Source organism: Stenotrophomonas sp. YJH_SMC_54 (genome assembly GCF_059368435.1).
In genome coordinates this window covers 293,002-306,443 of the sequence record NZ_JCAFRS010000002.1, presented here as the reverse complement: position 1 = coordinate 306,443, position 13,442 = coordinate 293,002, and the positions used below count along the sequence as shown (strand labels likewise).

The window sequence follows — 13,442 nt, the reverse complement described above, 5'->3', positions numbered from 1 at the left end:
TCCCGTACTTCAACCTGGATTGCCGCATGACCGCTTCCACTCCTTTCTCCGCCGGTGCCCGCTTCCGTGAGGCGCTGGCTGCCGAATTGCCGCTGCAGGTGATCGGCGCGATCAACGCCAACCACGCCCTGCTGGCCAAGCGCGCCGGCTTCCGCGCCATCTACCTGTCCGGCGGCGGTGTTGCCGCGGGCTCGCTGGGCCTGCCGGACCTGGGCATCAACACCCTGGAAGACGTGCTGGTGGACGTGCGCCGCATCACCGATGTCTGCGACCTGCCGTTGATGGTCGACATCGACACCGGCTTCGGCCCGAGCGCGTTCAACATCGCGCGCACCGTGAAGTCGCTGATCAAGGCCGGCGCGGCCGCCTGCCACATCGAAGACCAGGTCGGCGCCAAGCGCTGCGGTCACCGCCCGGGCAAGGAAATCGTCTCGCAGGGTGAAATGGTCGACCGCGTGAAGGCGGCTGCCGATGCCAAGACCGATCCGGACTTCTTCCTGATCGCGCGTACCGACGCCATCCAGGTGGACGGCGTGGACAAGGCCATCGAGCGCGCCATCGCCTGTGTCGAGGCCGGTGCCGACGGCATCTTCGCCGAGGCGGCCTACGACCTGGACACCTATCGCCGCTTCGTCGACGCGGTGAAGGTGCCGGTGCTGGCGAACATCACCGAGTTCGGCGCCACCCCGCTGTTCAGCCGCGATGAACTGGCTTCTGCCGGCGTTGCGATCCAGCTGTTCCCGCTGTCGGCCTTCCGCGCCGCCAACAAGGCCGCCGAGAACGTCTACCAGGCGGTGCGCCGCGATGGCCACCAGCGCAATGTGGTGGAGACCATGCAGACCCGCGAAGAACTCTACGACCGCATCGGCTACCACGCCTTCGAGCAGCAGCTCGATGCACTGTTCGCCGCCAAGAAATAAGCAGTACCCTGCACCATCAAGTTTTCGGAGGGAAACATGAACGATACGACCGCAACCCCGACCTTCAAGCCGAAGAAGTCCGTCGCCCTGTCCGGCACCGCTGCCGGCAACACCGCGCTGTGCAGCGTGGGCCGTAGTGGCAACGACCTGCACTACCGTGGCTACGACATCCTGGACCTGGCCAACACCAGCGAGTTCGAGGAAATCGCCTACCTGCTGGTGCACGGCAAGCTGCCGACCCGAGCCGAGCTGGTTTCGTACAAGGCCAAACTGAAGTCGCTGCGTGGCATTCCTGCTGCGGTGAAGGCGGCGCTGGAAGAGCTTCCGCCGTCGGCACACCCGATGGACGTGATGCGTACCGGCGTGTCCGTGCTCGGCTGCGTGGCGCCGGAGAAGGACGACCACAACCATCCGGGCGCGCGTGACATCGCCGACAAGCTGATGGCCTGCCTCGGTTCGATGCTGCTGTACTGGTACCACTGGAGCCACAACGGCCGTGCCATCGACGTGGAAACCGACGATGACTCGATCGGCGGCCACTTCCTGCACCTGCTGCACGGCGAGAAGCCGCAGGAATCGTGGGTGAAGGCGATGCACACCTCGCTGATCCTGTACGCGGAGCACGAGTTCAACGCCTCGACATTCACCTGCCGCGTCATCGCCGGCACCGGCAGCGACATGTACAGCGCGATCTGCGGTGGCATCGGCGCGCTGCGCGGTCCGAAGCACGGCGGCGCCAACGAAGTGGCGTTCGAAGTGCAGAAGCGCTACGACAGTCCCGATGAGGCCGAGGAAGACATCAAGGCCCGCGTCGAGCGCAAGGAAGTGGTGATCGGTTTCGGCCACCCGGTCTACACCGTCTCTGATCCGCGCAACAAGGTGATCAAGGACGTGGCCCGCGAGCTGTCCGAAGAGCAGTCGAGCATGAAGATGTACAACATTGCCGAGCGCCTGGAATCGGTGATGTGGGACATCAAGAAGATGTTCCCGAACCTGGACTGGTTCAGCGCCGTCAGCTACCACATGATGGGCGTGCCGACCGCGATGTTCACTCCCCTGTTCGTGATCGCCCGCACCGCCGGCTGGAGCGCGCACATCGTCGAGCAGCGTATCGACGGCAAGATCATCCGCCCGAGCGCCAACTACATCGGTCCGGAAGACCGCGACTTCGTCGCCATCGACAAGCGCGTCTGATCCACCTGCCGTACCCATCCGGCCGGCCGCGTGCCGGCCGGGTGCTTTCGCCGCCGCACCGCCGGCACCCGGCCCGCCCCAAGTACTCCGCCAGCCCATGAATACCGATTACCGCAAGAACCTCCCCGGCAGCGCGCTGGATTATTTCGACGCGCGTGCCGCTGTCGATGCGATCCAGCCCGGCGCCTACGCCACCCTGCCGTACACCTCGCGCGTGCTGGCCGAGAACCTGGTGCGTCGCTGCGACCCGGCCACGCTCGGCGATTCGCTGAAGCAGCTGATCGAGCGCCGTCGCGACCTCGATTTCCCGTGGTTCCCGGCGCGCGTGGTCTGCCACGACATCCTCGGCCAGACCGCGCTGGTGGACCTGGCCGGCCTGCGTGATGCGATCGCCGACAAGGGTGGCGACCCGGCCAAGGTCAACCCGGTTGTGCCGGTGCAGCTGATCGTCGATCACTCGCTGGCGGTGGAGTGCGGTGGTTTCGATCCGCAGGCGTTCGAGAAGAACCGCGCGATCGAAGATCGTCGCAATGAAGACCGTTTCCACTTCATCGACTGGACCAAGCAGGCATTCCAGAACGTGGATGTGATTCCGCCGGGCAACGGCATCATGCACCAGATCAACCTGGAGAAGATGTCTCCGGTGATCTACGTGCAGGACGGCGTGGCCTTCCCGGACACCTGCGTGGGCACCGACAGCCACACCCCGCACGTGGATGCGCTGGGTGTGATCGCCATTGGTGTGGGTGGTCTGGAAGCGGAGAACGTGATGCTGGGCCGCGCGTCGTGGATGCGCCTGCCTGACACCGTCGGTGTCGAACTGACTGGCCGCCCGCAGCCGGGCATCACCGCCACCGACGTGGTGCTGGCGCTGACCGAGTTCCTGCGCAAGGAACGCGTGGTCGGCGCGTGGCTTGAATTCTTCGGCGAGGGTGCCGCGGCACTGACCATCGGTGACCGTGCCACCATCTCCAACATGTGCCCCGAATACGGGGCCACCGCCGCGATGTTCTACATCGACGCACAGACCACCGATTACCTGCGCCTGACCGGGCGCGAGGAGTCGCAGGTAGCGCTGGTGGAAAACTACGCACGCACCACCGGTCTGTGGGCCGACGATCTGGCGACCGCGCAGTACGAGCGCGTGCTGCACTTCGACCTGTCCAGCGTGGTGCGCAACATGGCTGGCCCGTCCAACCCGCACAAGCGCGTGGCCACTGCCGAGCTGGCCGAGCGCGGCATCGCCGACGAGGCCAAGCTGGAAGCGGGCAAGGCCGAGCAGGCGCAGGGCCTGATGCCCGATGGCGCGGTGATCATCGCGGCCATCACCAGCTGCACCAACACCTCCAATCCGCGCAACGTGATCGCCGCAGCACTGCTGGCGCGCAACGCCAACGCGCGTGGCCTGCAGCGCAAGCCGTGGGTGAAGTCGTCGCTGGCGCCGGGTTCCAAGGCCGTCCAGCTGTACCTGGAAGAATCCGGTCTGCTGCCCGACCTGGAACAGCTCGGCTTCGGCATCGTCGCCTTCGCGTGCACTACCTGCAATGGCATGAGTGGTGCGCTGGATCCGAAGATCCAGCAGGAAATCATCGACCGTGACCTGTATTCCACGGCCGTGCTGTCGGGTAACCGCAACTTCGATGGCCGCATCCATCCGTACGCCAAGCAGGCCTTCCTGGCCTCGCCGCCGCTGGTGATCGCCTATGCCATCGCCGGCACCGTCCGCTTCGATATCGAGAAGGACGTGCTGGGCGTGGACGCCGACGGCAACGAAGTGCGCCTGAAGGACATCTGGCCCAGCGATGCCGAGATCGACGCGGTGGTGAAGGCCTCGGTGAAGCCCGAGCAGTTCCGCAAGGTCTACAACCCGATGTTCAACGTGCGCGTGGAGCACGGCGCCGCGGTCAGCCCGCTGTACGACTGGCGCCCGCAGAGCACCTACATCCGCCGTCCTCCGTACTGGGAGGGCGCACTGGCCGGCGAGCGCACGCTGGCAGGCATGCGCGCGCTGGCGGTGCTGCCGGACAACATCACCACCGACCACCTGTCGCCGTCCAACGCGATCCTGGCGTCCAGTGCCGCCGGCGAATACCTGGCGAAGATGGGCCTACCGGAAGAGGACTTCAATTCCTACGCCACGCATCGCGGTGACCACCTGACCGCGCAGCGCGCCACCTTCGCCAATCCGAAGCTGTTCAACGAGATGGTGCGCAATGACGACGGCAGCGTGAAGCAGGGTTCGCTGGCGCGCGTGGAGCCGGAAGGCAAGGTGATGCGCATGTGGGAGGCGATCGAGACCTACATGCAGCGCAAGCAGCCGCTGATCATCATCGCCGGTGCCGACTACGGCCAGGGCAGCTCGCGTGACTGGGCCGCCAAGGGCGTGCGCCTGGCCGGCGTGGAGGCGATCGTGGCCGAGGGCTTCGAGCGCATCCACCGCACCAACCTGATCGGCATGGGCGTGCTGCCGCTGGAGTTCAAGCCGGGCACCACCCGGCTGACCCTGGGGATCGATGGCACCGAGACCTTTGACGTGATCGGCGAGCGTACCCCGCGTGCCGAGCTGACCCTGGTCATCCACCGCCGTGACGGCCAGGACGTGGTGGTGCCGGTCACCTGCCGCCTGGACAGCGACGAGGAAGTGGCGATCTACGAGGCCGGCGGCGTGCTGCAGCGCTTCGCCCAGGACTTCCTGGAAGGCGCCAAGGTGGCGTGATAGCCGGCTGAATGCCCGCCCCCGGAGGCCGGGGGCGGGCTTGTCCGACCCCAGGGCAGGGCGCACACTGGCTTGGCAAAAACTGCCAAAGGAGAGTTTCATGGCCACCATGAACATTTCGCTGACCGATCCGCTCAAGCAGTTCGTGGACGAAGAAGTGCGCGAAGGCGGCTACTCCAGTACGTCGGACTATGTGCGTGACCTGATCCGCCAGCGCCAGCGCAGCAAGGCCGAAGAACTGCTCAAGCAGCTGATTGCCGAGGGGCTGGCGTCGGGACCTTCGGCGCCTCTGGCGCCGGATCACTTCGACAAGCTGCGTGAGCGTGCACGGAACCGCAAGTGAAGCCCTCGCACTGGTCCCCCGCAGCGGTTCGAGATCTTGACCAGGCAGCAGGCTGGTATGCAGATCAAGGCGGAGAAGTGCTGGAAATCGGCTTCATCGATGCGGTGGAATCCGTTGTAAAGCTGATCGAGGCCCACCCGGGTGCTGGTTCCGCACTGCATGCGGGTCTATTGCCCTCGCTGCCAGCGCCGTTGCGTTTTCATCCGGTTCGTCGCTTCAACGGCTACCTGATCTACTACGTGGAGCTACCTGCGCACGTTTCCATCGTGCGCATCTGGAATGCTTCGCGGGGCATGGAAGCACTGTTCGAAGACGAGAAGCTCAACCCCGATATTGGTTCGTCGCATCCAGGATACTGATCCATGACCTTCCTCCCGCAACTCCGTATTCCCGCCACCTACATGCGCGGTGGCACCAGCAAGGGCGTGTTCTTCCGCCTGCAGGACCTGCCCGAGGCCGCGCAGGTGCCGGGCGCCGCACGCGATGCGCTGCTGATGCGCGTGATCGGCTCGCCCGATCCGTATGGCAAGCAGACCGATGGTATGGGCGGTGCAACGTCCAGCACCAGCAAATGCGTGATCATCTCCACCGCTTCGGTGCCGGACCACGATGTGGACTACCTGTACGGCCAGGTCTCGATCGATACCGCCTTCGTCGACTGGAGCGGCAATTGTGGCAACCTCAGCACCGCGGTGGGTCCGTTTGCGATCGCCAATGGGCTGATCGATCCGGCCCGGGTGCCGCGCGATGGCCTGTGCACCGTACGCATCTGGCAGGCCAACATCGGCAAGACCATCATCGCCCATGTGCCGATGCGCGATGGCGAAGTGCAGGAGACCGGCGATTTCGAGCTGGATGGCGTGACCTTCCCGGCGGCCGAGATCCAGCTGGAATTCATCGATCCGTCCGATGACGGTGATGCGGGCGCGATGTTCCCGACCGGCAATCTGGTCGATACACTGGACGTGCCCGGCGTGGGCAGCTTCGAGGTGACCATGATCACCGCCGGCATCCCGACCATCTTCCTCAACGCCGCCGACCTCGGCTACACCGGTATCGAGCTGCAACCGGCGATCAACGAGGACAAGGGAGCGCTGGAGCGCTTCGAGAAGATCCGCGCCTACGGCGCCTTGTGCATGGGTCTGATCAAGAACCTGGAGGACGCGGCGACGCGCCAGCACACGCCGAAGGTGGCGTTCGTTGCACCGGCTCAGGACTATGTGTCGTCCAGTGGCAAGGCCATCCCGGCCTCGGCGATCGACCTGCATGCGCGCGCGTTGTCGATGGGCAAGCTGCACCACGCGATGATGGGTACCGCCGCCGTAGCGATCGGCACTGCGGCGGCGATCCCGGGCACGCTGGTCAATCGCGCCGCCGGTGGCGGCGAACGCGAAGCGGTGACGTTCGGTCATCCCTCGGGCACGTTGCGCGTGGGTGCGCAGGCAGGTCTCGTTGACGGCCAGTGGACAGTGACCAAGGCCATCATGAGCCGCAGCGCCCGCGTATTGATGGAAGGCAAGGTGCGGGTACCGGCCGAGTAACCAGCCGAACGGCGCCGGCATCACATGCTCTGGTGGATGCCAGCCTTGGTTGGCATTGCATTGGCACCGCCCGGGTACGGTCCAGCGCCAACCTAGGTTGGCGATTACCGGGAGGCGCGGCCTGACCTGCTTCTGAAGAGGAGATCGACGATGTCCGACAGCCACACCCCATCCAACGAGCGTGCAGCGTGGGATGCGCTGCTGGTGGACATCGTCGATTACGTGCGCGACGCACGCATCGACTCACCGCTGGCGTTCCAGACCGCGCACCACTGCCTGCTCGATACGCTTGGGTGCGGACTGGAGGCACTTTCTTTCCCGGCCTGCAGCAAGCTGCTCGGTCCACTGGTGCCGGGCATCAGCGTGGTCAACGGCGCGCGCGTGCCGGGCACGCACTACGTGCTGGACCCGGTGCAGGCCGCCTTCAATCTCGGCGCAATGGTGCGCTGGCTGGATTTCAACGACACCTGGCTGGCTGCCGAGTGGGGCCATCCTTCCGACAATCTCGGCGGCATCTTGGCTGTTTGCGACTGGCTGGGGCGCAACGCGCAGGCCCTGCGCCGCCCGCCGCCGACCGTGCACGACGTGCTGCTGGCGATGATCAAGGCGCACGAGATCCAGGGCGTGCTGGCGCTGCAGAACTCCTTCAACCGGGTCGGGCTGGACCACGTGGTGCTGGTCAAGGTGGCTACCACGGCCGTGGTCGCCCAACTGCTCGGGCTGGACCGCGAGCGCATGCTCAATGCGCTGTCACTGGCCTGGGTCGATGGCCAAGCGCTGCGCACCTACCGGCACGCTCCCAACACCGGCTCGCGCAAGAGCTGGGCGGCCGGCGATGCGACCAGCCGTGGCGTGCGCCTGGCCTTGATGGCGGCCAGTGGTGAGATGGGCTATCCCAGCGTGCTGAGCGCGCCAACCTGGGGCTTCGAGGCCGTGTCCATGCGCGGTCAGGCACTGACGCTGGGGCGACCGCTGGGCAGCTATGTGATGGAGAACGTGCTGTTCAAGATCAGCTACCCGGCCGAGTTCCACGGCCAGACCGCGGTGGAGGCGGCGGTCGCGCTGCACCAGCAGCTGCGTGCGATGGGGCGACGGGTCGAGGACATCGCGCATATCGCGATCCGGACCCAGGAAGCCTGCATCTGCATCATCGACAAGCAGGGCCCGCTGCATAATCCCGCTGACCGCGATCATTGCGTGCAGTACATGGTCGCCATCGCGTTGCTGCATGGGCGGCTGGTGGCAGAGGACTACGAGGACGATGTGGCGGCGGATCCGCGCATCGATGCGCTGCGCGCGAAGATGACCTGCCATGAAGACCCGCAGCTCAGCGCCGATTACCTGGAAGCTGACAAGCGCAGCATCGCCAACGGCCTGAGCGTGCGCTTCACCGATGGCACCGAGCTGCCCGAGGTACTGGTGGAATACCCGCTGGGCCACGCGCGCCGTCGCGAGGAAGGCATTCCGCTGCTGATGGACAAGTTCCGCCGGCACCTGGCCCACCGCTTCCCGACCAGCCAGCAGCAGCGCATCCTGGCCGCATCGCTGGACCCGGTGGCCCTGGCGGCAATGCCGGTGACCGACTACGTGGACCTGTACCTGCCGGGCTAGGGCGATCGGTAGTGCCGGCCGCTGGCCGGCGATTCCATCCAACCTGCCATGCCGGTTGCCGGGCAGCGGCCGGCACTACCCGCACTTGGGGCAATTGCCGAAATCGCGTCAACACCTTGACGCGGCCTGCCTATAATGGCCGCCTCGATCAAGGAGTGACGACATGAGCGGTCCGGCACGGCGGAAGCGGTGGGGATGGGCGGCGGCGGTACTGGCAGGAGGCCTGTTGCTGGGCCTGGCCGGCTGCCGCAATGACAGCGGGCAGCTGCCCAAGGCCAGCGGTGAAGCCATCACCACCAAGGCCGAGCAGGTGAAGGAATTCACCCTGCTGCGTACCTACCCGGACCAGAAGAATGACGGCCTGTCGCTGGCGCTGGAGTTCTCGCGCCCGCTGGTCGGTACCCAGGATTTCGACAAGCTGGTGCGCTTCGAAGAGAAGGTCGGCACCGACGACAGCAGCTGGACGCTGTCCGATGACGGCCTGACCCTGCGCTACCCGTTCGTCGAGGCCGGCAAGGAGTTCAGCCTGGTGGTCTCGCCGGACCTGCTGGCCGCCGATGGCAGCCGCCTGGGCAAGGAACTGAAACAGAAGGTGTTCAGCGGCGAGCTGAAACCGGTGGTCGGCTTCGCCTCGCAGGGCAGCGTGCTGCCGGCCAAGGACAGTCGTGGCCTGCCGGTGGTCTCGGTGAACGTGCCGGAGGTCGACGTCGAGTTCCTGCGCGTGCGCGAGAAGGACCTGCCGACCTTCTTCAGCCAGTACCAGCGCGGTGGCCGCCGCGGCAGCTGGGAGCTGAGCAGCGACTACGAGCGCAGCCCGATCAACAAGCTGGCAGAGCCGGTCTACGTCAACCGCTTCATCCTGGGCGGCAAGAAGAACGAGCGGGTGCTGACCTACCTGCCGACCCAGGACATCAAGGAACTGCAGGAGCCGGGCCTGTACTTCGCCCTGCTCAAGCGCACCGGTGACTACGAAGGCGAGTTCGATACCGCGTTCTTCTCGGTCAGCGACATCGGCCTGCATACCCGCGCCTACAAGGACAAGCTGTTCGTCCATACCGCCGGCCTGAAGGACGGCGTGCCGCTGAAGGGCATCGACCTGCGCGTGCTCGATGCCAAGGGCGAGGTGGTGCTGAAGGGCAGCACCGATGGCAATGGCAACGCGCTGTTGAACTACACCCTGGATGCCACCCACGTGCTGGTCGCCAGCACCGGCAAGGACACCAGCTTCCTGCCGTTCAACCAGCCGGCGCTGGATCTGAGCGAATTCGCCGTGGCCGGCCGTGACAATGCCTGGTTCGACGTCTACGCCTGGTCCGGCCGCGACCTGTACCGCCCGGGCGAGACCGTGCGCCTGTCCGCCCTGCTGCGCGACAACGACGGCAAGCCGGTCAAGGCGCAGCCGGTATTCCTGCGCCTGAAGCAGCCCGACGGCAAGACTTTCCGCGAGACCCGCCTGCAGCCGGGCGACCAGGGCTACATCAACTTCGAGCAGGTCATTCCCGCCGAGGCGCCGACCGGGCGCTGGCAGGTCGAGTTCCGCACCGACCCGGCCAGCAAGGAAGCGATCCAGGGCATGACCCTGCGCATCGAGGAGTTCCTGCCGGAACGCATGAAGCTGGACCTGGACAGCGCGCAGAAGACGCTGAAGCCGGGTGAGGACCTGCGCCTGCAGGCCAATGGTGCCTATCTGTACGGGGCACCGGCCGATGGCAACCGCTTCACGGCACGTATGGCGGTGGCCGCCGAACAGAAGCCGGTGGAGGGCCTGCCGGGCTATTCCTTCGGTGACCCGACCCTGCAGCTGCCGCGCGAGGCCAAGGACGTGATCGACACCACGTTGCCGGGCAACGGCCAGCTGCGTGAGGATGTGGCGCTGCCGGAAGAGGCGGCCAAGGCCAAGGCGCCGATTGCCGTGGTGCTGTCCGGCAGCCTGTATGAAACCGGTGGCCGCACCGTCACCCGTACCCTGAAGCGGGTGATGTGGCCGGCCAACGCCCTGGTCGGTGTACGCCCGCTGTTCAACCCGGAGGACGGTGCCGATTCCAACGGCAACGCGCGCTTCGAATTGATGCGCGTGGATGCTGCTGGTACGCCGCAGCCGGCCAAGGGCCTGAAGATCACTCTGGTGCGCGAGCTGCGCGACTACCACTGGACCTTCAACGACAACCGCTGGGACTACGATTTCACCCGTCGTTTCGAGAACAAGGAAACCCGCACCGTCGATGCCGGCAGCAGTGCGGTCGCCTTCGATTTCCCGGTGGAGTGGGGTGAGTACCGGGTGGACGTGTTCGACCCGTCCACCGGCCTGACCAGCCGTTACCCGTTCCGCGCCGGCTGGAGCTGGGGGGATGACAACCGCGGCCTGGACGCGCGCCCTGACAAGATCAAGCTGGGCCTGGACAAGACCGGCTACAAGGCAGGCGACACGCTAGAGGTGACGGTGACCCCGCCGCACGCCGGCAAGGGCATCCTGATGGTCGAGACCGACCGCATGCTCTACGTGCAGGACATCGACGCCAAGCCGGGTTCGACCTTCAAGATTCCGGTCACCGCTGACTGGGAGCGCCACGACGTCTACATCACCGCGCTGGTGTTCCGCGGCGGCAGTGCGCCGAGCAAGATCACCCCGGCCCGTGCGGTGGGCGTGGTGCACGTACCGATGGACCGCAAGGGGCGCACCGTGGCCGTCGGCCTGGCAGCGCCCAAGCAGATGCGACCGGAACAGGACCTGCCGGTGACGGTCAGCGCACCGCAGCTGGCCGGCAAAATGGCGCACGTCACGGTCTCGGCGGTGGACGTGGGCATCCTCAACATCACCCGCTTCCCGGTGCCCGATGCCGGTGCGCACTTCTTCGCCCAGCGTCGCCTCGGCATCGATGCCTACGACATCTACAGCCGGGTGATCGAGAGCTTTGACGGCGGTGCCGGCAAGCTGAAGTTCGGTGGCGACATGGCGCTGCAGGCGTTGCCGCAGGCCAAGCGCCCGACTGCGCGCGTGCAGACCGTGGACCTGTTCTCTGGCCCGGTGCAGCTCGATGCCAAGGGCATCGCCCGCATCCGCCTGAAGGTGCCGGACTTCAACGGTACCCTGCGGGTGTCGGCACTGGTCTACAGCGATGACCAGTACGGCAAGCGCGACGTGGAAACGGTTGTGCGCGCGCCGATCCTGGCTGAAGCCAGCATGCCGCGCGTGCTCGCCCCGGGCGACCGCAGCACCGTGACCCTGGATGTGCAGAACTTCACCGGCAAGCCGGGCCAGTTCAACGTGAAGGTGGAAAGCGAGGGACCGCTGAACCTGGGCGAAGGCAGCCGCAGCGTGCAGTTGAATGCCGATGCCAAGACCACGTTGAGCTTCCCGCTTTCGGCACGCGAGGGCCACAGCGTGGCCAAGGTGCGGGTGCGGGTGGACGGCAACGGCTTCAAGGCCGATCGCCGTTACGACCTGCCGGTGCGTGCGGCGTGGCCGCAGGTGCTGCGTTCGCAGGTGCGCACGCTTGATCCGTTGGCCGCGGTCAGCCTCGACAACAGCCTGACCGATGGCCTGATGGCCGAGTCGGTGAATGCCCGCCTGCTGGTCAGCCCGCTGCCGCCGATCCCGTTCGCCAGTGCGCTGCAGGGCGCGCTGAACTACCCGTACGGCTGTGCCGAGCAGACCACCAGCAAGGGTTACGCCGCGCTGATCCTGGACCAGGCCACTTCGTCGATGCTCGGTGCCGACGGGCTGGATGCCAAGACCCGTCGCGAGCGCATGGAAGGTGCGTTTGGCCGCCTGGCGTCGATGCAGGTGGCCAATGGCAACTTCTCGATGTGGGGTGACGACGGCTACGTGAACCCGTGGCTGACCCCGTACATCACCGAGTTCCTGCTCGATGCCAAGGACGCCGGCTTCGCAGTGCCCGACAACGTGCTGCAGAAGGCACTCAACCGCCTCAGCGAGGATCTGCTGTCCGGTGGCAACCAGTTCTATGGGCAGGACGACCGCGAGAAGCTGAAGTTCGCCAACCAGGCGTACTCGGGCTACGTGCTGGCCAGGGTCAACCGTGCGCCGCTGGGTACCCTGCGCACGCTGTACGACAACGAGCGCAGCAAGGCGGTCGGCGGCCTGTCGCTGGTCCACCTGGGCGTGGCGCTGTCGTTGCAGGGTGATGCCAAGCGTGGTCAGGCGGCGCTGGCCGCGGCCTTCGCCAAGTCCAGCAGCGAACGCCCGTCGTACTTCGGCGACTACGGCAGTGCGATCCGTGATGACGCGCTGATGATCGCGCTGACCCACGAAAACAAGCTGGCCAAGCCGGCCTGGGATGCACGTGCGGTTGACCTCGGCCGCGGCCTGGATGCGCGCCGCAATGCCGGCTGGATGTGGCTGAGCACGCAGGAACAGGTGGCGATTGCCCGCCTTGGCAAGGCGCTTGCTGCCAACCAGAAGGCGCTGGTGGCCGGTGAACTGGTGATCGGTGGCAACACCGAAGCCATCGGCGAACGCAAGCTGTTCGGCCGCAACTTCAGTGCAAATGAACTCGCCAGCGGCGTGCGCTTCACCCCGCAGGGCCAGCCGCCGATGTTCGCCAGCATCGACGTCGCCGGTATCCCGCGCAGCGCGCCGGCACCGGATAACAGCGTGCTGGGCGTCGAGCGCAGCTACTACGGCACCGATGGCAAGCCGTGGTCGCCGCGGCCGCTGAAGGAAGGCGAAGCCCTGATCGTGCGCGTCACCGTCACCGCTGACACCACGATGCCCGATGCACTGCTGACCGACCTGCTGCCGGCCGGCCTGGAGATCGAGAACTTCAACCTGGGCGATGCCAAGCAGTGGGCCGACGTGGTGGTCGATGGCATCACCATCAGCGACCGGGGTGAAGCCGCCGATACCAAGCACGAGGAATTCCGCGACGACCGCTACGTGGCCGCGCTGAAGCTCTCGCGTGGCAGCAAGGCCAACGTGTTCTACCTGGTGCGCGCGGTGACCCCGGGTACCTACTCGGTGCCGCCGCCGCTGGTGGAGGACATGTACCGGCCGCAGCTGCGCGGCGTCGGCCGCAGCAACCCGACCACGATCACGGTGGTACAGCCGTGACCGCGCGGACGGGCCGCGACGGTGCGGCCCGTCCAGCTGGCAAGCT

8 protein-coding genes are annotated in these 13,442 nt (G+C 66.3%); all 8 read left to right on the top strand.

The features are described from left to right. The first annotated feature begins 26 nt into the window (after nt 1-26). The 8 genes from prpB to AC5P5S_RS03675 all read left to right on the top strand — a co-directional run bounded on the left by prpB (nt 27) and on the right by AC5P5S_RS03675 (nt 13,396). Nucleotides 27-920, top strand: coding sequence for a methylisocitrate lyase (prpB, locus tag AC5P5S_RS03710; protein ID WP_032963526.1), 894 nt, complete (start codon nt 27-29; stop codon nt 918-920). Nucleotides 921-956: 36 nt separating this feature from the next. After that, entirely contained in the window at nt 957-2,114 is a 1,158-nt protein-coding gene (gene prpC, locus AC5P5S_RS03705) for a bifunctional 2-methylcitrate synthase/citrate synthase (RefSeq protein WP_005410655.1), read from the top strand. Between the two features lie 97 nt (nt 2,115-2,211). Beyond that, nucleotides 2,212-4,830, top strand: coding sequence for a Fe/S-dependent 2-methylisocitrate dehydratase AcnD (gene acnD, locus AC5P5S_RS03700; RefSeq protein WP_111687567.1), 2,619 nt, complete (start codon nt 2,212-2,214; stop codon nt 4,828-4,830). A 100-nt stretch (nt 4,831-4,930) separates the two neighbouring features. Further along, a complete protein-coding gene (locus AC5P5S_RS03695) occupies nt 4,931-5,173 on the top strand; it encodes a type II toxin-antitoxin system ParD family antitoxin (protein WP_005410653.1) in 243 nt (80 codons plus the stop codon). Then, nucleotides 5,170-5,532: a type II toxin-antitoxin system RelE/ParE family toxin gene (locus tag AC5P5S_RS03690; RefSeq protein WP_005414161.1), complete on the top strand. Its 363-nt coding sequence runs from the start codon at nt 5,170-5,172 to the stop codon at nt 5,530-5,532. The genes AC5P5S_RS03695 and AC5P5S_RS03690 overlap by 4 nt, the downstream gene beginning before the upstream one ends. 3 nt (nt 5,533-5,535) lie before the next feature. After that, complete coding sequence (gene prpF, locus AC5P5S_RS03685) at nt 5,536-6,714, top strand: 2-methylaconitate cis-trans isomerase PrpF (RefSeq protein ID WP_111687566.1); 1,179 nt, start codon at nt 5,536-5,538, stop codon at nt 6,712-6,714. 150 nt (nt 6,715-6,864) lie between these two features. Then, nucleotides 6,865-8,325 carry a bifunctional 2-methylcitrate dehydratase/aconitate hydratase gene (locus tag AC5P5S_RS03680; RefSeq protein WP_111687565.1) on the top strand — a complete coding sequence of 487 codons (1,461 nt, stop codon included), beginning with the start codon at nt 6,865-6,867 and terminating at the stop codon, nt 8,323-8,325. A gap of 163 nt (nt 8,326-8,488) precedes the next feature. Next, nucleotides 8,489-13,396 carry an alpha-2-macroglobulin family protein gene (locus AC5P5S_RS03675; protein ID WP_231336620.1) on the top strand — a complete coding sequence of 1,636 codons (4,908 nt, stop codon included), beginning with the start codon at nt 8,489-8,491 and terminating at the stop codon, nt 13,394-13,396. Nucleotides 13,397-13,442: the final 46 nt, after the last annotated feature.

Bases quoted from the DNA above. Each gene is read 5' to 3' on its own strand.
- prpB (WP_032963526.1), top strand. From the start codon at position 27: ATGACCGCTTCCACTCCTTTCTCCGCCGGTGCCCGCTTCCGTGAGGCG.
- prpC (WP_005410655.1), top strand. From the start codon at position 957: ATGAACGATACGACCGCAACCCCGACCTTCAAGCCGAAGAAGTCCGTC.
- acnD (WP_111687567.1), top strand. From the start codon at position 2,212: ATGAATACCGATTACCGCAAGAACCTCCCCGGCAGCGCGCTGGATTAT.
- AC5P5S_RS03695 (WP_005410653.1), top strand. From the start codon at position 4,931: ATGGCCACCATGAACATTTCGCTGACCGATCCGCTCAAGCAGTTCGTG.
- prpF (WP_111687566.1), top strand. From the start codon at position 5,536: ATGACCTTCCTCCCGCAACTCCGTATTCCCGCCACCTACATGCGCGGT.
- AC5P5S_RS03680 (WP_111687565.1), top strand. From the start codon at position 6,865: ATGTCCGACAGCCACACCCCATCCAACGAGCGTGCAGCGTGGGATGCG.
- AC5P5S_RS03675 (WP_231336620.1), top strand. From the start codon at position 8,489: ATGAGCGGTCCGGCACGGCGGAAGCGGTGGGGATGGGCGGCGGCGGTA.